The following is a 21,347-nucleotide window of genomic DNA, read 5'->3' as shown; positions in this document are numbered from 1 at the left end:
CGCCGGCAGACGACGGCCGCGGGACAGCCCGCACCGAGGCCACGTCCTGATTGAGCCCCCCCCCCCCCCCCCCCCGGGGTTGCATCCGCCATGCAGCCCCGGAGCCGAACCGTCCCCCGGCCAGCAGAGTCACACGCTGCGGATATGCTCCGGACGCAGCTCGGCCACGCTCGTGACGCCGAGCAGCTGCATCACCAGGGTCATTTCCGTGCGCAGCAGCTCCAGCGTGCGTTCGGCGCCCTGCCGGCCGCCGGCCATCAGCCCGTACAGGTAGGCCCGGCCGATCAGCGTGAAATCCGCGCCTGCGGCAAGCGCCGCCACGATATCGCCGCCGGACATGATGCCCGAGTCCAAGATGATCTCCGCATCGGGTCCGACGGCGGCCCGGATGGACGGCAGGATCCGCAGCGGCACCGGGGCACGGTCCAGCTGCCGGCCGCCGTGGTTGGAGACCACCAGGGCGTCCGCGCCGCGGGCAAGGACCTCGACGGCGTCGTCGGGCGTCTGGATGCCCTTGACGATGAGCTTGCCCGGCCACGTTTCGCGCAGCCAGTCCAGGTCGGTGAAGTTCAGTGAGGGTTCGAACATGGTGTTCACGGTTTCGGCCAGGGAGACCCGTTCCCCCTCGAAGTTGGCGAAGCCCAGCGGTTTGGTGGTGAGGAAGTTGAACCACCACTCGGGCCGGTAGGAGGCGTCCAGAATGGTTTTGGCGGTCAGGGTGGGCGGCATGGTCATGCCGTTGCGGGTGTCGCGCAGCCTGGCGCCCGCCACCGGGGTGTCCACCGTGACGATCAGCGCGCCGTATCCCGCCGCGGCGGCCCGCTGCACAAGTTCGCGGGAACGTTCGCGGTCCTTCCAGAGGTAGAGCTGGAACCATTTGGCGGCGTCGGGCACCGTTGCGGCCAGTTCCTCGATGGATGCGGTGCCCATGGTGGAGAGCGAGAAGGGCACCCCGAAGGCGGCCGCGGCCTGCGCGCCGCCCACCTCCCCTTCGGTGTGCATCAGCCGCGTCAGCCCGGTGGGCCCGATGCCGACGGGCATGGCGGACTCGGTGCCGGCGATCTTGGTGCTCAGGTCCACGCTGGTCACATCGCGCAGCACATGCGGCACAAATTCGATGTTGTTAAAGGCGTCGCGGTTGCGCTGCAGGGCCTGCTCGCCGAACGAGCCGCCGTCCACGTAATCGAAGGCTGCCGCCGGGATCCGCCGCTTGGCGATGTCCCGCAGCTCCCAAATGTTGGTGGTCCTGGTCAGGCGGGCACGCCGGCGGTCCAGGTCGAAGGATCGAAACTGGACGAGATCGCGGAGTTCTGAGTACTGGGGAATTCGGCGTTTCATGGCTGCTTTCTGGCTCGGCTTGGCGCCAGTCTAGGACGGCGGGGCCGTCACTGAGCAGGAGTTGACCGATCGTTACGCGCATCCTGAACGCCCACCGGAAAACAGCGAAGCCAGCGGAGGATATCCGCTGGCTTCGGTTGCAGCCATCCACCGACCCCCCACAGGCAGCGGATGCTACAGATACAGTGCGCCGAGACGCGCCGATAAACGGGGACGGAGGCCTATAAGCCTTCGAGGTGGAGACTTCGGCAGTGACCCCCCAGCCACAAATACACGAAGATTCTCCATCGGCCCAGGATCGCTCCGTCCGCCGTTTATGAACTTTTCAGTCCGTCTCACACATGTGTGAGACATGAGTGAGACGCTACCATCGCTCGGTGTCCGGGTCAAAGGGCGGAAGGCTAGCTGTCTTCGTCCAGGATCTTCGCGATGGCCTTCAAGGCCTCCGGATCCACCGGACCCAGGGCCCGGGCCGCGAAGTTCCGCACCTCGGCGCGCCGCAGGCTGCGGAGCAGCTCCAGTTCGGCCTCGACCCGCTCCGGCAGGTTTCCGTCCTCCTGCAGCAGGTAGTCGGGATCGACGTCGAAGACGGCGGCAATGGCGCGCAGGGCTTCCTCCGGAACCACCTGCTCCTTGCCGGACTTCAGCAGCGACCACCGGGTGCGCGAAAGGTAGTAACCGGCTTTCTGCGCCCCGTCCCTGATGGCCGGGTAATCGAAGGGCTTGCCGGAGTCGGACATGATGACGTCCAGCAGAAGATTGATCTTCCGGGCAAGCGTTTCGGCTCGTCGGATGCCCGCAGCGCGCTCCGGGGGAAGATCAAAATCGTTCACGTAGTTCAGCTCCATGTCATAACTGCGAGGAAACAGCAGAAGGTGGCCAGTCCCAGGGCCGCGCCGGAAAGCGCCTCCCGCAACGAATGTTCGCCGAGGGACACCCGGCTGAAGATCATCAACGGCGATAGTATCAACAGCCACGCCCAGCCCGCGCCGTATGTCGCTATTACCCAGAGCACACCGAAGGTCAGGACCGACACATGGGCTGACACATTGAGCCAGCGCCGGAAAAAGACAAGGCCCAGGTTGCCGAGCAGCAGCCCGGTCACCGTTTCCGGCACCGGCGATGCCACGGGCAGGAGATAGCAGACGACGGCGCCGGCCAGCATCAGGGCAGCCACCAGGGCGGCCCGCCAGCGGTCAGGGATCCCACGGCGTCGGAACAGTCCCTTGGTGCCCTTGTAGATCGCCCCGGGCACCACGACGACGCCGGCCAGGAGCAGGAGCACGCCCACCGGTCCCAGCCCGGCCTGGATCCCCGCAGCAATGATGAGGACCGCCAGCACGAGGGCCGGCGGCAGGATTTTGGAGTACCAGCTAGCCGCCGATGATAGCTGCGCGGCGGGCCGGTGTTCCGTTGTCTTCAATTCTTCTGCCTATCTCGTCAATGATGCGGGTCTCCTCCGGCGACAACAGCCCGGGTTCCAGGACCCGGATGTCGCCGATGAGGATGAACCAGCGGTAGAGCTGGGTCTTGGAAGTGCGGGCGTCGAGGGAGACGTTGGCCGCTTCCAGGGCCCGCGTGCCTTCGCAGGTCTTCATCAGGCGGCGCACGATCGGCCGCAGGGCGTCCAGATCCTCGGCACGACGACGGCGGGCGGCGGCGGCGGTTTTGAGGCGGGCGTAGGACGGCACTGCGAACCCGACGGCGAAGCCGAGCATGGTCAGCGCCATGAGGATGCGGTAGCCGAGGTAGAGGCCGAAGGGCGCCTGCACGCCGGCGAATTCCAGGCCGATGAGCAGCATTTTGACGGACACGGCGGCGACGCCGGCTCCGCACCCGGCGCTGAGGATGCTCAGGCCGATGCCGAATTCCCGGGATTCCCCGCTCTTGTCCCGGCGCAGGCATTCGATGCCGGTGTAGCCGAGCACCGCGCCGATCCAGGCAAAGAAGCTCGCCTGGTACGGGGCAATCGTGGGGATGGACGCGAAGGTGTCGGTGAAGTTGGTGGCAGAGCCTGGGGTATCGGACACCAGCAGCAGGGTTGTCTGAATGACGGCCAGGACAATTCCTATGCCGATCAGCGCCTTCACGTGCCGCCCGCCGTCGTCGTCCGTTCTGCCGGTGGCCTTGAGCAGCAGGCGGCTCAGTTCCGTCATCCCGGCACCCATGATCAGGTGGACAATCAGGTTGAGCAGGTTCCGCTCCCCCAGCAGGGAATCGACGAACAGGTAGACCTGGTCAATGTTCAGGGTGGCTCCGATGGCCACGGCGGCCATGCCGGGCAGGATGCCAAGCTTCCAGCCGAAGCGCAGGCCCACCAGCCGGATGATCACCAGCGTCCAGAGGGCGGCGGCGGGCATCATCTGCAGAGTGATCACTGGAAGGTCCGTTCAAAGGTGCTGGAACTGTCGCGTTCTTTGGGCAGCAGGGCCAGCGAGAGCAGGTAGGCCACCTGTTCGGCGGCGCGTTCGGTTTCGTTCCAGGTCAGGGACCGCGCAAGCATCCGCCGGATTCCCTGGCGGCTGCCGATGTGCTGGAACACGGACGGCATGGCCGTTTCCACTCCGCCGCATCCTTGGTGGCGCAGGAGGATGTGCCCGAATTCGTGGCAGGCGGCGTGGGTGCGGTGGAGGCGGTTGTCGCCGGAGGGCAGCAAGATGATCGACTTCGTGTCCTTCTCGATCCAGAGACCGGTGACGGAAGGAATCACGGCGGAGTCGATGTCGCGCAGTTCAATGGGTTTTCCGTGTGTCTTGGTCACGGCGGCCAGCAGTTCATCGAAGGTGACGTGCTCGCCGAGCTGCAGGGCGGCGACCACTGCTTTTGAGGTGGTCCGTTCACCGGCGGACTTCCCGAATCGCGTTGTCATGAATTCCCCATCGTTGTTTTCCACATCTTTGCTAGGCAAATGTGGAACGAGACTGCTCCCGACTTTATCGCAATCCTGGGGCTTGGCCCCGGCGCGGGGCCCTAGGGCAGGAGCAGGGCAGCGGTGAAGGTCAGGCATCCGGCAATGTGTCCGGCCAGGACCTGGGTGGGGGTGTGATCGCCCAGCTTCACCCGCGACCAGCCCGTGGCCGAGGCCAGCAGCAGGGCCAGCGCTGCGCCGACCGCGGGGATGGGTGCGAGCAGGGCCAGCCCGACGTAGGCGGCGACGGCGGAATGCACCGACAGCTTCCACACCAGGTTCGCTGCCAGGCACAGCATCATGCCGATGAAGACGCCGCCGATTTCGCCGAACAATGCGGCCGGGGCGTCCAGCAGGACCAGGAGTAGCGCACCGATGCCCAGCGACACGGCGGAGGCCGCCAGGATCGGTGCCCGCTGGGTCCGCACGCCCACGTGGTGGTCGGTCACCCGGCCGCGCCGCTTCAGCAACAGGATGCCGGCAAAGGGCAGCCCTACGGTGAACAGGGCCGCCGTGATGCCCTGCAGCCAGGTCACTCCCGGGCTGAGCAGGGGCTGCAGCAGCAGGAGGATTCCCACGAGGACGGCCGGGGCGGAAGCTTCGGTGACAATGCGGGCCAGGCGGGTGGAGGCGGTGGTGGTGCGGGTTGCGGGCGATGCGGTGGGCTGCAGGGTTTCGGGCATCCGTCGATTCTACTGGGCGGGGCTGAGCGGTCCGCGGTGGCACCGCGGCCACCATCACAGATCAACGACCCCGATACCGTCCGCAGGGGCATTCCCCGAGAGGAAGCGCGACAATGGGGCATGGACGAACGTGGCGCGCTACTTAGAGCGGTGAAGGTATTTCACACGTTTGCATGGTTCACCATCGAAAGCTGCATGGTCTATGTCCTGTACTCCGGCGTCCGGACGCGGTCCGATCGGAGGGCTGGGATCGCGGCCGCAGTGGTGGCCGTGGAGTCCTTGATCTTCGCAGGCAACGGATTCCGCTGCCCGCTTACGGCGGTGGCACGCGATCTCGGAGACAGTACAGGCTCGGTCACCGACATCTATTTGCCGCGATGGTTGGCCCGAAACCTCCCGGCCATCCACGTTCCGCTGATCATAATTGCGGTGATCCTGCATTGGCGGAACATCAGGGGGCGGCAGGCTGCGGATAGAAACTAGCCGGACGAGCAACGGTCCCGCTCGGCGAGGGCGGACGCCGCGAAGACCGAGCAATTCTAGAGGACTTCGAGCCAGATGGGAGCGGCTTTCATAACCTGCTGGGAGTTTCGCCCGAGATCCGTGAAGGTCCTCTTGAGCGCGCGCATGCTGGGCCGGTACCGGCTCGAAAGACGAGGACCCATCATGTCAGAGAACCAGCCGCTTGATCCCCGAAACCAACCTCCCCGGGACCCCCGCGACGCGCGTGCCCAAGCCAAAGCCGACAAGGCGTATGCCAAGGCACGCCGCCCTTGGTACAAGAAAAAGCGCTTCATTCTGCCCTTGGCACTCATTGTCTTGATTGTCATCATCAGCATCGCGACAACATCGGGTGGCGGGGGAAACAATACTGCTGATACGGATTCATCCTCAGACCCGACCGCTACCGAAACCTCCGAGCCTGTCTTCCCAGGAGCGCAGGACAGCGACGTGATTGGACAGGCAGGCGACCCGCTGGTTTTGGGAGATATCACCGTCACATCAACGCCATTAGTCCCTGGTGATTCGACGCTGGGGCCGACTCTGTGTACAACGGCGACCATCCAGAACGGGTCAGATGAAACGATCGATTTCAATGCCTTGGATTGGAAGTTTCAGACACCTTCAGGAACCATCAACAATGCTGGCCTGACCGGGAGCTCCAATATTTTGGCAGGCGGCCAGGTTGCACCGGGCGGCACCGCAACCGGCGATGTCTGCTTTGACAACGCTGCGGCGGAAACCGGAGAGTACATCGTCCTCTACGAGCCGTTGTTCTCGTTCTTCTCGGACCGGGGCGCCTGGATCAACAACATCTGATCCAGCCGCGCGCCGTCGTCGTTACTCCAAGCCGTCCCGGATGATCGGGCAGGTCATGCAGTGTCCGCCGCCGCGGCCGCGGCCCAGTTCGGCCCCGACAATCGGGATCACCTCGACGCCGGCGTTCCGCAGCGCCGCATTGGTCTGGGTGTTGCGGTCATAGGTGAACACCACGCCCGGCTCCAGGGCGACGGCGTTGTTCGCGCTGTCCCACTGCTGCCGTTCGGAGGCCGGATGGAACAGATGGATGGCCTGCATCAGCAGGATTACGTCGTGCCGGGCCGGCCAGTAGAAGATTCATAGCGGCGGCAGCAGGTACCCGGGTCGGGCCCAGCAGGTCGTGGAGTTCGACGACGTCGACGCCGCGGCTGGTCATCTTGGCGACGAAGTCCGCGTGGCCGCGCTGGGCGATCCACCCACATGACGACGTCGAACAGCAGGTCTTCATGGTTGGTCGACGGGAGCCGTTCGTGGGGCACAGACCAGAACCTTGCGCAGCTTGCCCACCTCCGGGTGCATACCGCAGGGCGCGGCATGCCCTCTGCTCAGAGCGCTATCCAGCCCCGGGCCAGGGCGAGCACGCCTGCGACGGCTCCGGCCAATGTAATAAGGAAAAGGATAAGCTCCCCTCCCCGGAAGACGCGCTGCCCTTGTTCACGGCGGGCAATCACGAACAGGACGGTGGCGGGGGCGTAGAAGATCATCGAAAGCAGCACCAATGGCAGCCCGGCGGCATAGACCAGGAACACTGAATAAATGGTGGCAATGATGGCAATGACCAGGTCGCCCCGCCGGGTGCGGCTCGGGGCTCCGTCATACGTTTCGCCGCTCCAGCCGAGCTTCAAGGCGTAGAGGGCCGCGAAAAGGAGGGAAAACAACGTCAGGACCGCGGTCATGTCCAGTGCGAAGTCGAAAGCGTCCTCGGAGAAGTAGGTTATGACCATTACCAGCTGGCTGAGCAGTGTGCTCAGCAGCAGGGCGTTGACCGGGACATCGTCCTCACTGACCCGGGACAGGAACCGCGGCATGTCCTTCTCCCTGGCGGCCACGTACAGAACCTCCGCTGACATCAGGCTCCAGGCCAGGTAAGCCCCCATCACCGAGATAATCAGGCCTGCGCTGACGAACACCAGCCCCCAAGTCCCTACCCCCGCTTCCAGGACGCCTGCCATGGATGGTTGGCGCAGCTCGGCGAGCTGTTCCATCGGCAGGACCCCGTAGGAGACGATCGTGACCGAGGCAAAAATGGCAAAGACGCTCAGGAAGCCGAGGATGGTCGCCCTGCCAACGTCCTCCCGCCGTCGGGCATGGCGCGAATACACGCTGGCACCTTCAACACCCAGGAACACGAACACCGTCACCAGCATCGTGTTGCTGACCTGCTCGAACAGCGGCCCCGTATAGTCCGCCCCGTTAAGGTTTCCTGCGAAGACGGCGGGGTCGAACAGAAAGACAGCAAACAGCACAAAGACCAGGATGGGAACAACCTTGGCGATCGTGACTATCCGGTTAATGGCCGTGGCTTCCTTGATGCCGCGCCTGATCAGGAAGAAGAATCCCCACAGCCCGGCCGAGGACAGCACGACGGCGAGGAGGGTGTCCCCTGCGCCCAGCTGCGGAAACAGGGCTCCCAGCGTGGACATGGTGAGCACCCAGTAGGTGACGTTTCCAACACAGGCGCTGGCCCAGTAACCCGCTGCGGAGAAGAACCCCACGTAATTTCCGAAGCCGGCCTTGGCGTAGGCGAAGACCCCCGCATCAAGGTCTGGTTTGCGCATGGACAGCCGCTGGAACACGAAAGCCAGCATCAGCATGCCGGAACCCGCAATCAGCCAGGCGACCAGCGCACCCCACACCCCGGTTTCCTCGGCGAAGCGCTGGGGCAGGGAAAACACCCCGGCCCCGACCATGGACCCGATCACCACAGTGGTGAGGGTCAGCAGGGAGAGTTTGGCCGCTGGGGCTTTGTCCCCTGAAGCAGGCGCATTAGACACGGTTCTTTTCCAATCGGATGTTACGGCCACTGAGGCAACACCGCTTAGACATCTGTGGAGGGACGGACCGCTTCCTGCGGAGGCTCCTCCGTCAGCGGCTCACCACAATCCTCTCAGAGGGAGACGGCGGGGTCCGAATCGGCGGCCAGCGCCCGGAGGCGGTTGCCGAAGGGGTCCCTGCAGTGGAAAGGCGTGCACCAGGCAGAGATGGTGCGTTTACGTATGTCCAACTTGAAACCGTGGCCGGAATTCCGATGTCGAGCGTGGCCGCGGTCAAGTGCCAGCCGCCGCCAGCCGTCGTCGTTGTTACTCGAGCGGATCCCGGATGATCGGGCAGGTCATGCAGTGCCCGCCGCCGCGGCCGCGGCCGAGTTCGGCCCCGACAATGGGGATGACCTCGACGCCGGCGTTCCGCAGCGCCGCGTTGGTCTGGGTGTTGCGGTCATAGGTGAACACCACGCCCGGCTCCAGGGCGACGGCGTTGTTCGCGCTGTCCCACTGCTGGCGTTCGGAGGCAGAGTAGTCGCCGGCCGTCTCCACCAGGCGCAGCTTTTTGTAGCCCATGGATTCGGCCACCACGTCCACGAAGCGGCGGTCGCGGTGGTCCCGCACCTCCAGGCCGGGGCTGCGGTCCGAGGGGTGGATGGTGAAGGCGTGGATACCGTCCACGATGGCCGGATGGATGGTGGCCAGGTCCCGGTCGGCGAAGGTGAACACCGTGTCCAGGTGCATCGCGGCGCGCAGCTTGGGCATGCCGGCCACCACGATCCGCTCGGCGGCCTCGGCGGCGAACAGCGACTGCGCCAGCTGGGTGATCGCCTGGCGGGAGGTGCGCTCCCCCATGCCGATCAGCACGGCGCCGTTGCCCACCGGCATCACGTCCCCGCCTTCCAGGTAGGCCTGACCCCAGTCTTGCTCCCCGTCGCCCCACCACACGGTGGACGCCGCGTACTCCGGATGGAACTTATAGATCGCCTGCATCAGCAGGGTCTCGTCGTGGCGTGCCGGCCAGTACAGCGGGTTCAGCGTCAGCCCGCCGCCGACCCAGCAGGTGGTGTCCCGGGTGTAGAGCGTGTTGGGCAGCGGCGGCAGCAGGTACTCGGGCCGGCCGGAGGATTCCCGGGCCAGGGCAATGTAACCAGTGCGGTAGTCGGCGGGAAGGTCCGACGTCGCGAGCCCGCCTATGAGGTACCGCGCCAGGTCCGCGCCGGTCAGTGAATCCAGGAAGGCCCGGGTGCCGGACACCAGTCCCAGTCCGACCCGGTTGGCGACGATTTTCCGGTCCAGCAGCCAGGTCCGTGCCTCGGGCAGGTCCATGGTCTGCCCAAGGAGGTCGTGCAGTTCCACCACGTCTACGCCGGAGTTCTCCATCTTGGTGACGAAGTCGGCGTGGTCGCGCTGGGCGTTTTCCACCCACATCACGTCATCGAAGAGCAGGTCTTCCCGGTTGGTGGGGGTCAGCCGTTCGTGGGCTAGGCCCGGGGCGCAGACCAGGACCTTGCGCAGTTTGCCGACCTCCGAGTGCACCCCGTAGGTGGCGGCGTTCGGGGTTGAGGCGGGGGAAGGCATGGGGGAACTCCTTTATCAGCAGGCTTACCAGCATCCTTCCAGACGGAGGGGCGGGTGCCGAATTGCGGGCTGTGCTCTAGCCCGATAGCACTCGCTGAACATCCGCTTACGTGGCTAGGCACCAGCTGCGCTTCACGCCTTAAGAGCTTCATCAAGAGCTGCTGCCAAATCCCGAGAGGAGTCCTTTGAACCCCAAATTACTGGAAGGACACGCGATGATCTCCCTCGGAGCTGAGCGATTTCGGCCTTCGAAACCCTTGAACCGAAGACAACGACCGCCCACCTGTTGGGCGCTTCGTTAATATAGTCAGTCAAGCGAGAGAACCTGCCGATTCCGTAACGTCCAGCAATCTCGACAATCACTTCATTTCCATTCGGACCGGTCAGGACGCCATCCCAGATCACACCGGAATGCTCGCCCAGGCTGTGACCCTTGCGGTGTTCCAACGTCGCAGTTAGCCCCATCATCTCGATGGCTTCAAAAACAGCATGATCAAGCTCGCGTGGAGCTATTCGCCCAAGGGAGCGGTAGATAGGTGCAACTGCGTCCTCTACTTCCGGTTCCTTCGATTCTCCAAACATGTCTAAGATGCTCTCAACAGCTCTCTGTTGCTGAACGGTCAGATTCCCTCGATCTTGGTTCAGGGAATCGAGGGTTCTAGCAGCAGCAACTGTACGAAAAGTGGAATCCTTGGCCTGCGATTCCTTCGCCTCCGTGTAAGTCCACTTCAGAGTGTCCCACCATTGGTCCTCACCGTTCTTACGGGCTATTTCATCGTTGCCCCTCCTAGTTTCATCGACTTGGTGGCCAAGCCGGATGAATGCCAGGATCGCGGCGGCCAATGCAAGACCCCCCCAAATGCTGGGCCAGTCGTGACTCCCACAACCACGATGATTGTTGCTCCCCAACGGCTATTTCTACCTGTTGGGGTGTGGGTGTAATGACTGCCAAAGGCGAATTAGCGAGCAATATCTGCATATTATTCCCGCCTAGTACTTTTCTACCCATGATCCAATTACGAGTCGGTCCTACGGGAGCACGCAAGCGATACCGACGCGGTTACACAGCCAAGGCGATTATTCGTTGAGTAGCTAGAATTGGTGACGAAACTCATGGCATCCCTTCCAGAACAAACAGGGACAGTATGGCCTCAGGGCGCAGACAACTGTGACTCTGTAGTTGAGCTTCCATTCCGCCGTACGACCCACTCGGAACGAACGTGATAGTTATGGTAGTCCTCGGAGTCGTTAGCGGCCTGCGATTTTCCACGGTGACAGAGTGATCATTTCCGATAGCCCCCTGTGCGAGCGGCTGGTGTCGAAGCGGGCGAATTGGGTACCCAACCGGGCTTCGGGGCGCCAGCCCCGCAGTCTCAAAAACGTGCCATCCGGGCCCGGGCGGACGGCCGGCACCTGTCACTGACCGTACAATCTTCCCTGAGCACGTATGCATGAAACTGAACAATAACTGCTGCACGACGGGGACCGCGATGACCACTCACGCAAACCCCGCCGCCAGCACAGAAAGTGGTAGCAGTGGCCGGCAATAACAACGCCAACCTGGTGTGGAGCATCGCGAATATCCTGCGCGGCACCTACAAACCCGCACAGTACGGATCGGTGATCCTGCCCTTCACCATCCTGCGACGCCTCGACTGCGTCCTGGAGGAGACCAAGGAAGCCGTCCTCGCGGAGCAGGAGGCGAAGAAGGGCCTGAACATTCCGCTGGATACTTTTTTGCAGAAGGCTTCCGGGTACAGCTTCTTCAATACGTCGCCCTTCAATTTTGATCGCCTGCTGAACGACCCCAGCAACATCAAGGCCAACATCGAAAACTACGTGCAGGGATTCTCGGAGAACACCCGGGACATCTTCGAACGCTTCGAGTTCTACAAGACGCTCGAGAAGCTGGACGCCGCGGACCTGCTCTACCACGTAACCAAGGCTTTCGACACGATTGACCTGCACCCGGACACAATCAGCAACATCGAGATGGGCCTGATGTTCGAGGAGCTCATCCGCCGGTTCGCGGAAGTCTCCAATGAGACTGCAGGCGAGCACTTCACTCCGCGCGAAGTCATCCAGCTGATGGTCAAGCTGCTCTTGAACTACGACGACGAAGTCCTCACCAAACCAGGCGTGGTCCGCAGCATCTACGACCCCACGGCCGGAACCGGCGGCATGCTCACCGTTGCCCAGGAGCACTTGCACGAGCACAATCCGAGCGCGTCGCTCGTGGCGTATGGCCAGGAAATCAATGATGAGTCCTACGCCATCTGCAAGGCTGACCTGCTGATCAAAGGTCAGGACATCTCCAAGATTTCCGTCGGCGACACCCTTGCCCATGACCAGAACATCGGCGAGCAGTTCGACTTTATGCTTTCCAATCCCCCGTTCGGTGTCGAGTGGAAGAAGATCCAGCCGCAGATACAGCGCGAACACGAGCTCAACGGTTTCGAGGGCCGGTTCGGCCCGGGACTGCCGCGCGTCAGTGATGGGTCTCTGCTCTTCCTACTCCACCTAGTAAAGAAGATGCGCCCGGTGCACGAGGGCGGATCCCGTATCGGCATCGTTCTGAACGGTTCCCCGCTGTTCACCGGTGGCGCAGGTAGCGGTGAATCCGAGATCCGCCGCTACCTGATCGAGAACGACCTCGTCTCTGCGATCATCGCCCTCCCGACAGACATGTTCTACAACACCGGCATCGCCACCTACGTTTGGATCCTGTCCAACGCCAAGAAGCAGAAAGCCCCTGGCCGCGCGGGCAAAATCCAGTTAATTAACGGTGTCGAGTTCTACCGCAAGATGCGCAAAAGCCTTGGCTCCAAACGCAAGGAACTCGGCCCCGAGGATATCGACCGGATCGTCCAGCTTTACGGAGTATTCGAGGACGACGGCGAGACCTCTAAGATCTTCGACAACCGCGACTTCGGCTACTCCACTATCACGGTGGAACGTCCGCTGCGGCTGAACTTCGCGTTCACATCCGAACGCATCGACGCCGTCCTCGCGCAGAAGCCTATCCTCAAGTTGTCGGATGATGTCCGGGAGCTCTTGGGGAAGAGCCTGTTAACCGGCGCCCAAGATCATCCTTGTTTGTTCAAGAACCGTGACGCTTTTCTGAAGGTCCTGAAACCGATGCTGAACAGTACCGGTGCAAAGCTACCTGCCCCGGTGTTTAAATCGGTACTCGTCGGACTGTCCGAACGGGATGAAACCGCCGACATCTGCACCGGCCCCCAAGGCAAGCCCGAAGTAGATCCTGATTTGCGTGACACCGAAAACGTACCGCTCAACGAAGACATTCAGGCCTACTTCGCCCGTGAAGTCCTCCCCCACGTTCCGGATGCGTGGATCGACGAGTCCAAGACCAAGGTTGGCTACGAGATCCCATTTACTAGGCATTTCTACAAGTACGTCCCGCCTCGCTCATTAGAAGAGATCGACACCGACCTAAACAATCTCATTAGTGAAATCACGACCCTCCTAACTCAGGTTGAGAAGTGACCAGGTTACGGCCTTATCCTACGTACGCGAAAACGACGTCTGCGTGGAATCCTATACTGCCTACCGGGTGGCGAACCGCCCGCCTAAAGCACGTTTCTACGGCCCTTCCCGGTGGGACCCCGGACACCTCCGTAGACGACTACTGGCTCACTGACGATACTGGCATACCCTGGATTTCCATTGGGGATATGAGCGGCAGGAAAACCATCACCACCACTGGAAAATCTCTCACTGAGCGGGGGTTTTCCAGCAAAACCCTCCCACTTGGACGCCCTAGCCAAATCTTATTTGCCATGTATGCCAGTGTCGGAGAAGTCAGTATCCTCGATATCGAAGCAACTTGGAACCAGGCACTGTTGGGCATTAATCCCGTCCCGACGTCGATCGACGGTCAATACCTCTATTATGTATTGAAGGCCGTCAATGGCCGACTCCCTGAACTCTATAGAAGCAATACACAGAACAACCTCAACGCCGACCAAGTGTCCAACTTCGAGGTGCCAGTACCCCCACTTGATGATCAGAAGATCATCGGCGAGTACCTCAATGAGGAAACCGCTCGTATTGACGAGCTGATCGCGAAACAGGAGCGGCTTATCGAGTTGCTGGCCGAGAAGCGCCAGGCCATCATCACTCACGCGGTCACGCATGGCCTCGACCCTTCCGCCCCTATCAAGCCCTCTGACACTCCCTCACTCGGCGACCTCCCTGCCCATTGGTCTCACTGCCAACTAAAGCAGGCAGCGATTAAGGTTACAGATGGAGCCCATGTTTCCCCTGAAACCGAAAACGGTGAGTATGACTTCGTGTCGACTAAAGATATGGGACAGTCAGGGATCGACTTTGAAGGCTCTCTAAAGACCTCGGCTGAGAGCTATCAATCTTTGGTCCTAGCTGGGTGCCAGCCTCATGCCGGAGACCTCCTCTTCAGCAAGGATGGAACCATAGGGCGCACAACGGTGGTCAATGAGAACCGGGAGTTTGTCGTAGCATCGAGCCTCATAATAATCCGGCCGAACGCGGACCGCGTTTTTAACAAGTATTTGGACTTTGCGTGCCAATCAAAACCCATCCAATCCCAAGTGTCTAGCTATACAAAGGGTGCGGGACTGCCAAGGCTTTCGATAGCAAGCCTTCGAAGAGTGCGGATTCCCCTGCCGCCGCTGCACGAACAGATGGACATCGCTGAAAACCTGGCTGCCAGAACTTCAACCATTGATCATTTGCGTCGGTGTGCTCATGACGTCATCGGACTCTTGAGGGAGCGCCGCTCCGCCCTCATCTCTGCGGCAGTCACCGGCAAAATCAATGTACGCGAAGGAGCGGCGTAAACATGGCACTGCCCCAATGGCACGGATTCATCGACCCCGTCATCCGGATCATGGCCGACGGGCAGATCCGGCGCAACGCGGAGATCCGGACAGCCGTGGCTGAGCGGGAACGGCTTTCAGCCGAAGACATGGCAGAGGTCATGTCCTCCGGTGAGGCACGGTGGGCCAACCGCATCAACTGGGCCGTCTTCGACTCCATGAAGGCCGGACTCTTGGTCCGCCAGGCCCGAGGGCAGTACCGGATCAGCGATGAGGGGCTTCGCCGGGCGGGTGAGAGTGCTCGGTTAACCCATCAGTCGCTTCGGGAATATGAGCCGTACCGTGCGTATCAGGAGATTTCGCGTCATCCTAAGGCTGCCTCGGCAGTCCAGGTATCCGGTATAGGCGAAGACGGTGCCGCCGTCGTCGTTGAGTCCGATCCGTCAGAGGCACTGGAACAGTCAGCTGCGCAGCTGAACCAAGTGGTTATCGATGAGATCTACCGCAACCTGCTCGAGCTCTCCCCTGATGCCTTCGAGCACTTGATTCCGTTTGTGGTAAGGGCTCTGGGCTACGGCACCGACCGGGAAGACAACCTTAAGCCCACCCAGCGTTCCGGCGATAAGGGCGTGGACGGCATCGTTTGGCAGGACGCCTTGGGCTTCGACCGGGTCTATCTACAGGCCAAGCGGTACTCCGAAGGCAACAACGTCGGTGCGCCCGAGGTCCAGGCATTCAGCGGTGCGTTGGGCCAGTTCCGTGCCACGAAAGGCATCTTCATCACCACGTCCAGCTTCACCAGCGGTGCACGGGCTGTGGCCCGGGACACCGCGCATTACACACTTATCCTGATCGACGGGCAGCGTCTTGCGACCCTGATGTTCGAATACGGGGTCGGCATACAGGTGGACCGAACCGTCGTCGTCAAGAAAGTCGATCAGGACTTTTTCGACAAATTCTAGGGGGAAGAACGTATGGCACAGCACAACGAAGTGATGTTCGAAGAGGAAATCTGCCAGACACTCGCAGCCCAGGGGTGGATCTACGAGCCACAGCGCAAGGCGAGCGACCTTTACGACGCCCAACGCGCCGTCGTACCTGAGGACGTCATCGGCTGGCTGGAGGACACGCAACCCCATGAGCTGGCCAAGGTCCTTAAACCCGGTGATTCCCTGGCCGAACGTACCCTGGCTGAGCACAACCTGCTGAACCGCCTCTGCAAGGTACTGGATAAACCCGCCACCAAGGAAGCCGGCATGCTCTCCGTACTGCGCACCGGGTTCAAGGACGTGGCCGCGAAATTCGACATGTGCCAGTTCAAGCCCGCGATGGGGCTGAACCCAGAGACGCTGGAACGCTACGGCAAGGTCCGGCTGCGGGTCATGCGCCAGGTGCACTATTCCACGGTTGACACCAAGAAGAGCATCGATCTGGTCCTGTTCCTGAACGGGCTGCCCATTGCCACCATCGAGCTCAAGACCGATTTCACTCAGAACATTAGCGACGCCGTCGCCCAGTACCGAAACGATCGCCTGCCGAGGAACGCGAAGAACAAAGAAGAGCCGCTGCTGGCCTTCGGACGCCGTGCCTTGGTGCACTTCGCCGTCAGCAACGAGGAAATCCAGATGACCACCGAGCTGAAAGGCAAGGCGACTCGTTTCCTGCCCTTCAACCTCGGGAACGGCGATCACGCAGGGAACCCGGTCAATCCCACCGGGTCTGCCTCCAGTTATCTCTGGGAGCGCGTGCTGCAGCCTGACGCCTGGCTGAACATTATCGGCAAGTTCCTGCACCTGCAGGTCAGCGACAAAGCCGATCCGGTCACGGGTGAACGCGTTATCACCAAGTCGCTGCTGTTCCCCCGCTACCACCAATGGGATGTTGTCACCAAGCTCATTGAAACGGCTCGATCCGAGGGGCCGGGCCACCGGTACCTGGTGCAGCACTCCGCCGGCTCGGGGAAGACCAATTCCATAGCCTGGACGGCGCATCAGCTGAGCTCCCTGCACGACGGAAAGGATCAGAAAATCTTTGACTCCGTCATCGTCGTGACGGACCGCACCGTGTTGGACTCACAGCTACAGGACGCGATCTACCAGATCGAGCACAAGTCCGGCGTCGTTGTTCCCATCAAGGGCACCCGGGGCTCCAAATCCGCCGATCTCGCTGAGGCCCTGATTGCCCGGACGCCCATCGTCGTCGTCACCATCCAGACCTTCCCCTTCGCTCTGAAGGCGATCGCCGAGTCCCACGCCCTTCGGGGGCGCAACTTCGCGATCATCGCCGATGAGGCTCACTCGTCCCAGACCGGCTCCACGGCCAACAAGGTCAAGCAGGCCCTCTCGGTGGAGGAACTCTCCGACGCCAACGACGGCGGCGAGATCGACATCGAGGCCTACCTGGCCGCGGAAATGGCCGAGCGGGCAGATGCCAAGAACATCAGCTACTTCGCCTTCACCGCTACCCCGAAGGCTAAGACTATGGAGCTGTTCGGGCGTCCCGGGCCAGACGGGCTTCCCGAGGCGTTCCACCTGTACTCCATGCAGCAGGCCATCGAAGAAGGATTCATCCTCGACGTGCTGCAGAACTACACCAGTTACAAGGTGGCCTACCGGCTGGCGCACAACGGACGCGATTACGACTCCGAAGACAGCAAGGTGGAAAAGTCCGAGGCCCTGAAGTCGCTGATGAACTGGGTGAAGCTGCACCCGTACAACATCAGCCAGAAGGTCCAGGTCATCGTGGAACACTTCCGCGCAAACATCGCCTGGCGCTTGGACAGCAAAGCGAAGGCCATGGTGGTTACGGGCTCGCGGAAGGAGGCCGTCCGCTACAAGCTCGCCATCGACAAGTACATCGCCGACGCCGGGTACTCAGACTTGGGTACGCTGGTCGCCTTCTCCGGTGAAGTGAACGACGACGTATCCGGGACAGAATCCTTCACCGAGATCAACATGAACTCCGAGCTCAAGGGCCGGACCCTGCCTGAGGCCTTCACTACGGATGAATACCAGATCATGCTGGTTGCCAATAAGTTCCAGACCGGCTTCGACCAACCGCTGCTCGTGGCCATGTACGTGGACAAAAAGCTCTCGGGCGTATCCGCTGTTCAGACTTTGTCACGGTTGAACCGAACCGCGGTTGGCAAGGACCAGACGTTTGTTCTCGACTTCGTGAACAAGCCTGAGGAGATTCTGGAGTCGTTCAAGCCGTACTTCCGCGCGGCCCGGATAGAGGGAAAATCCAACCCTAATGCGGTGCACGATCTGCAGAGCAAACTGGATGCCGCGCAGATTTACCTGGCTTCCGAAGTGGACGGGCTTGTGCAAGCGTATATCCGGGAAGAGGGCAACAACGCCCTCTCGGGGTGGGTGGCGCCGGCAAAATCGCGTTTCAACACCAAGTACAACGCAGCTGTCGCGGCCGGGGACAAAACTACTCAGGACGAACTGGATCTGTTCCGCAAGGACCTGGGTTCCTTCGTCCGTGCCTACGATTTCCTCTCGCAGATAGTGAACTTCGCTGACCCTGACCTGGAGAAGCGGTCCATCTATTACAAGCATCTCCTTCCGGTCCTGCGAGTGAACGACGCTCCGGTGGCTCTGGACCTATCCGGCGTCGTCCTGGCCAAGTACGCGTTGAAGGACAAGGGTCAGGCGCAGTTGACGCTCTTGGATGACGATGAGGCACTGCTGAAGCCGGCAACCGACATCGGTTCGGGGCAGACGAAGGACCCGGTGCTAGCCAGCTGGCAGGAAATCATCCAGCAGGCGAATCTGCCTTTCGAAGGCGAAGAGCTTGACGCTGTGGCTCACTTTGTGGAAGGCGTGCGGCGTGAGCTGGTGAAGAATGAGACCCTTCAGACCCAGGCGCGTAATAACTCTCGCAGCCACTTTGGCAGCAGCCCGCATCTCGAAAATGCGGTCAGCGACGCTGTCCAGAACTCCATGGAGAGCCACTACAGCCTGAGCCTGCAGGCGTTGGGCGACAAGACGAAGATGCAGGCGCTCCTGGCTATGTTGAGCGGTCTGATTTATGAGGAGCTGCAGGGATAGACGTCGCAAGACAAGCTCGACGCACCATGCTGTGAAACTTTGTCCTAGTTGAATCAACCCATCACTATACTGGTCAGGTCTAGGTAAAACGAGTGCATTCAAAGGTAGCTGGTGCAGGAGTGGAGAGTCGCATTAGGTTGCGATCCTTATGCCTATATTGCCAACAGCCTTACCCTAAGGAATACCCGGATGGAACACTCAAAGAACCGCCAAACTAATCACAACCTGCTCGCCAAGTCCGACATTGCTAAGGCACTCGGGATGTCCTCGCAGGCATTCGCGAATCGACAGTCACGTGACGCTGAGTTCCCCCAACCGACCTACTCTAACCGCGCCGGCACTGTCGCCCTTTATACAATTGAAGATGCACAAAAGGTTTACGAGCATGTCACAAAAGCTGAGCGTGAGCGTCTCGCGAATGCTGCTCGTATGTTCGAGAACCTCTCAAACGAGTCAACAGCCGCGGGTTTGTAGAGCTACACACGACGACGCAGTGGGGTAAACCTGCAATCAAGGATTCGTTCTCCCATCCCTCTGAGCCAAGTGCCGTGACCGCCACAAGAACCAGCACGAAGGCAGGAGCGCGGTGTCCTCAACCAAGAGAAAACGGCTTCCTACAATTACTGAACCCTCTAATCTCAAATCGATAGCTCGACCGATGAGCACGGTAGATTACCCACCAGAGCCGGCACCAGTCGGACGATAAGGGGGAATCGTGCGCTGCATACCGGAAGAGCCCGACTTTCAGGACGGCCACCTAGCCGAACGGGCAGTCTGGAACGCCCTGCGCGCCCAGCTGCCCGACGACGTCGTACTGGCGCATTCCGTCCAGATCCGCCACGGCCGCGCCGAACACGAGATCGACATCCTGGTCCTCTGGCCCGGCGTGGGCGTCGCCGTCCTCGAGGTCAAGGGCGGCCGGGTCTCCGTGGAGAACGGCCAGTGGTACCAGAGCGACAGGACCGGCAAACGCCGTATGGAAAGCCCCGTCGCCCAGGCCCAGAGCGCGCAGCACGCCTTCAAAGACTGGATCGGCAGCCGCCTCGGCACTCCCCTGACCAGCCGCATCACCTACATGGCGTGCTTCCCCTACTCGGATGTCCAGCCCGGCTGGGAGATGGCCGGCACACCGCGCAGCCTCGTCATCGACCAGGCGGAGCTGGCAACCGGTAGCGCCGCAAAAATTAGGGCCGCTATCCAGACGGAAGGGCAGGGGTCCGTCCCTCTCTCCCCCAAGTATCTCGAGCGACTCCTCCCCCACCTCTCTGGCGACCTGACCCCGGCAGACCGCCCGGGTCTGGACGCCGCCGAGCTGGAGGATCACCAGGAACGGCTCACCACCCGGCAGAAGGTACTGCTGGATTCCACCCGCTCCATCACCCGCGCCCGCTTCGTCGGCGGCGCCGGCAGCGGCAAGACCTGGCTCGCCGTCGAGAAGGCCAAGCGCCTCGCCAAGGCCGGCCAGCGCGTCGGGCTGTTCTGCTACAACAAGGGACTCAGCGTGCACCTGCGCCGCGAGGTCGGCGGTTGGAAGCAGGCCGGGCCGGTTTTCGTGGGCGAGTTCCACGACTACGCGCAGTCCCTGGGCGTGCCCGACGGGTCCGGACAGGAGTACTTCGACGAGGAGATGCCGCGGTTGCTCAAGGAACTCGCGGATCGCCTGCCGGTCGAGGAGAAGCTGGACGCCGTCGTCGTCGACGAGGCCCAGGACTTCGCCCCACTCTGGTGGGAGGCGCTGCTCGCATGTCTGAAGAAGCCCGACGACGGCGGGGTGTACGCGTTCATGGACGAGCGGCAGAACGTCTACGGGCGGTGGGACGCGGCAACCGCGGGAACGGCCGAGGACCCCACCGCCGGGCTCGTCACCCTGCACATCGACGAGAACCTGCGTAACACCAAACGGATCGCACAGACCTTCCGCGGATTCGCCGGCGAACACTTCTCACCCCGGGGCGGGGACGGGCTGCCGGTGCGTCTCGTCGCCTGCCCTACCGAAGATGCGCTGGACGTCGCGAGCGACTGTGTGGACGCACTCATCAACGAGGGCTGGGCGGCCAACCAGATCGCCTTGCTCACCACCAACAAGCGCCATCCGATCCATCAGGATTATTACGAGTCCCAGCGCATCCCCGAGTACTGGAAGTCCTTTCACGACGACGACGCAGAGTTCTACGGGCACGTCCTGGGGTTCAAGGGGCTCGAACGCTCGGTCGTAATCCTCTGTGTGAACGGGTTCAAGGACATGGCTCGCGCTCCGGAGCAGCTCTATGTGGGGCTGTCCCGGGCGCGGTGCCTGCTGGTGGTGGTTGGAGATCCGGAGCTGATTGCCGAGGCCGGCGGGCGGGAGCTGGAGCTGGCGTTGGGGCGCACTATGAGCTGGAATCCCTAAAGCATTAGAAATCCACATTGTTCCCCTATGATGCATTCATGGCTCTCATACGAAAACTTGAAAAAAGTATCTCAAACATAAAACCTCATGAGTCCGAGGTGGATGCCACCTATCAGACTCTCCTGAACGCGAGCGGTGAACAACTTCTTCATCTATCCACTTACGGATCAGATAACCGACAGAGCGATCCCAAGGTAAGTCAAACCATTCAACTCGACAGGGCAACTGCGTTGGAACTCGGGAAGATTATTGAGAGCGTATTCGGCAGAGGATA

At 61.6% G+C, this 21,347-nt stretch carries 16 protein-coding genes and 1 pseudogene; 7 read left to right on the top strand and 10 right to left on the bottom strand.

Going from position 1 to position 21,347, the window contains the following annotated elements; genetic code table 11:
• Nucleotides 1-129: 129 nt before the first annotated feature.
• The 6 genes from LJ760_RS12035 to LJ760_RS12010 form a co-directional block, all read right to left on the bottom strand.
• The gene (locus LJ760_RS12035) at nucleotides 130-1,338 is read right to left on the bottom strand and encodes an alpha-hydroxy acid oxidase (protein ID WP_227923270.1); all 1,209 of its coding nucleotides are present in this window, start codon (nucleotides 1,336-1,338) and stop codon (nucleotides 130-132) included.
• A gap of 401 nt (nucleotides 1,339-1,739) precedes the next feature.
• Nucleotides 1,740-2,171, bottom strand: a complete 432-nt coding sequence (locus LJ760_RS12030; protein WP_227923268.1) for a hypothetical protein — start codon at nucleotides 2,169-2,171, stop codon at nucleotides 1,740-1,742.
• A 5-nt stretch (nucleotides 2,172-2,176) separates the two neighbouring features.
• Entirely contained in the window at nucleotides 2,177-2,761 is a 585-nt protein-coding gene (locus LJ760_RS12025) for a hypothetical protein (RefSeq protein WP_227923266.1), read from the bottom strand.
• Nucleotides 2,712-3,716, bottom strand: coding sequence for a hypothetical protein (locus LJ760_RS12020; RefSeq protein ID WP_227923263.1), 1,005 nt, complete (start codon nucleotides 3,714-3,716; stop codon nucleotides 2,712-2,714). Before LJ760_RS12020 ends, LJ760_RS12025 begins: the two co-directional genes overlap by 50 nt.
• Nucleotides 3,713-4,207, bottom strand: coding sequence for a hypothetical protein (locus LJ760_RS12015; protein ID WP_227923261.1), 495 nt, complete (start codon nucleotides 4,205-4,207; stop codon nucleotides 3,713-3,715). The genes LJ760_RS12020 and LJ760_RS12015 overlap by 4 nt, the downstream gene beginning before the upstream one ends.
• Before the next feature lie 101 nt (nucleotides 4,208-4,308).
• A complete protein-coding gene (locus LJ760_RS12010; RefSeq protein WP_227923259.1) occupies nucleotides 4,309-4,929 on the bottom strand; it encodes a phosphatase PAP2 family protein in 621 nt (206 codons plus the stop codon).
• A gap of 666 nt (nucleotides 4,930-5,595) precedes the next feature.
• Between LJ760_RS12010 and LJ760_RS12005 the strand changes: the two genes are divergently transcribed.
• Nucleotides 5,596-6,249 carry a DUF4352 domain-containing protein gene (locus LJ760_RS12005; protein ID WP_227923257.1) on the top strand — a complete coding sequence of 218 codons (654 nt, stop codon included), beginning with the start codon at nucleotides 5,596-5,598 and terminating at the stop codon, nucleotides 6,247-6,249.
• A 21-nt stretch (nucleotides 6,250-6,270) separates the two neighbouring features.
• On the opposite strand, the pseudogene LJ760_RS12000 reads toward LJ760_RS12005, so the two are convergent.
• The 4 genes and pseudogenes from LJ760_RS12000 to LJ760_RS11985 form a co-directional block, all read right to left on the bottom strand.
• Nucleotides 6,271-6,477: pseudogene (locus tag LJ760_RS12000) on the bottom strand (arginine deiminase family protein); the annotation flags it as partial.
• Nucleotides 6,478-6,794: 317 nt separating this feature from the next.
• On the bottom strand, nucleotides 6,795-8,243 hold the full coding sequence (locus tag LJ760_RS11995) for a basic amino acid/polyamine antiporter (RefSeq protein ID WP_227923253.1): 1,449 nt from the start codon (nucleotides 8,241-8,243) through the stop codon (nucleotides 6,795-6,797).
• Nucleotides 8,244-8,549: 306 nt separating this feature from the next.
• Nucleotides 8,550-9,812, bottom strand: a complete 1,263-nt coding sequence (locus LJ760_RS11990) for an arginine deiminase (RefSeq protein WP_227923251.1) — start codon at nucleotides 9,810-9,812, stop codon at nucleotides 8,550-8,552.
• A gap of 132 nt (nucleotides 9,813-9,944) precedes the next feature.
• Nucleotides 9,945-10,655 carry a hypothetical protein gene (locus tag LJ760_RS11985; RefSeq protein ID WP_227923249.1) on the bottom strand — a complete coding sequence of 237 codons (711 nt, stop codon included), beginning with the start codon at nucleotides 10,653-10,655 and terminating at the stop codon, nucleotides 9,945-9,947.
• Between the two features lie 693 nt (nucleotides 10,656-11,348).
• Between LJ760_RS11985 and LJ760_RS11980 the strand changes: the two genes are divergently transcribed.
• The 6 genes from LJ760_RS11980 to LJ760_RS11955 all read left to right on the top strand — a co-directional run bounded on the left by LJ760_RS11980 (nucleotide 11,349) and on the right by LJ760_RS11955 (nucleotide 21,073).
• A complete protein-coding gene (locus tag LJ760_RS11980) occupies nucleotides 11,349-13,319 on the top strand; it encodes a type I restriction-modification system subunit M (protein WP_227923246.1) in 1,971 nt (656 codons plus the stop codon).
• Nucleotides 13,316-14,650 carry a restriction endonuclease subunit S gene (locus LJ760_RS11975; RefSeq protein WP_227923244.1) on the top strand — a complete coding sequence of 445 codons (1,335 nt, stop codon included), beginning with the start codon at nucleotides 13,316-13,318 and terminating at the stop codon, nucleotides 14,648-14,650. The genes LJ760_RS11980 and LJ760_RS11975 overlap by 4 nt, the downstream gene beginning before the upstream one ends.
• A 2-nt stretch (nucleotides 14,651-14,652) precedes the next feature.
• Entirely contained in the window at nucleotides 14,653-15,591 is a 939-nt protein-coding gene (locus LJ760_RS11970; protein WP_227923242.1) for a restriction endonuclease, read from the top strand.
• Between the two features lie 12 nt (nucleotides 15,592-15,603).
• Nucleotides 15,604-18,684 carry a type I restriction endonuclease subunit R gene (locus LJ760_RS11965; RefSeq protein WP_227923240.1) on the top strand — a complete coding sequence of 1,027 codons (3,081 nt, stop codon included), beginning with the start codon at nucleotides 15,604-15,606 and terminating at the stop codon, nucleotides 18,682-18,684.
• A gap of 189 nt (nucleotides 18,685-18,873) precedes the next feature.
• Nucleotides 18,874-19,158 carry a hypothetical protein gene (locus LJ760_RS11960; RefSeq protein ID WP_227923238.1) on the top strand — a complete coding sequence of 95 codons (285 nt, stop codon included), beginning with the start codon at nucleotides 18,874-18,876 and terminating at the stop codon, nucleotides 19,156-19,158.
• Between the two features lie 241 nt (nucleotides 19,159-19,399).
• Complete coding sequence (locus tag LJ760_RS11955) at nucleotides 19,400-21,073, top strand: nuclease-related domain-containing DEAD/DEAH box helicase (protein ID WP_227923236.1); 1,674 nt, start codon at nucleotides 19,400-19,402, stop codon at nucleotides 21,071-21,073.
• Nucleotides 21,074-21,347 lie beyond the last annotated feature (274 nt).

Origin of the sequence: Arthrobacter sp. zg-Y895, from assembly GCF_020731025.1 — a bacterium.
In the GTDB taxonomy this organism is placed as follows: Bacteria; Actinomycetota; Actinomycetes; order Actinomycetales; family Micrococcaceae; genus Arthrobacter_B.
This window is presented reverse-complemented; position numbering and strand designations above follow the sequence as displayed.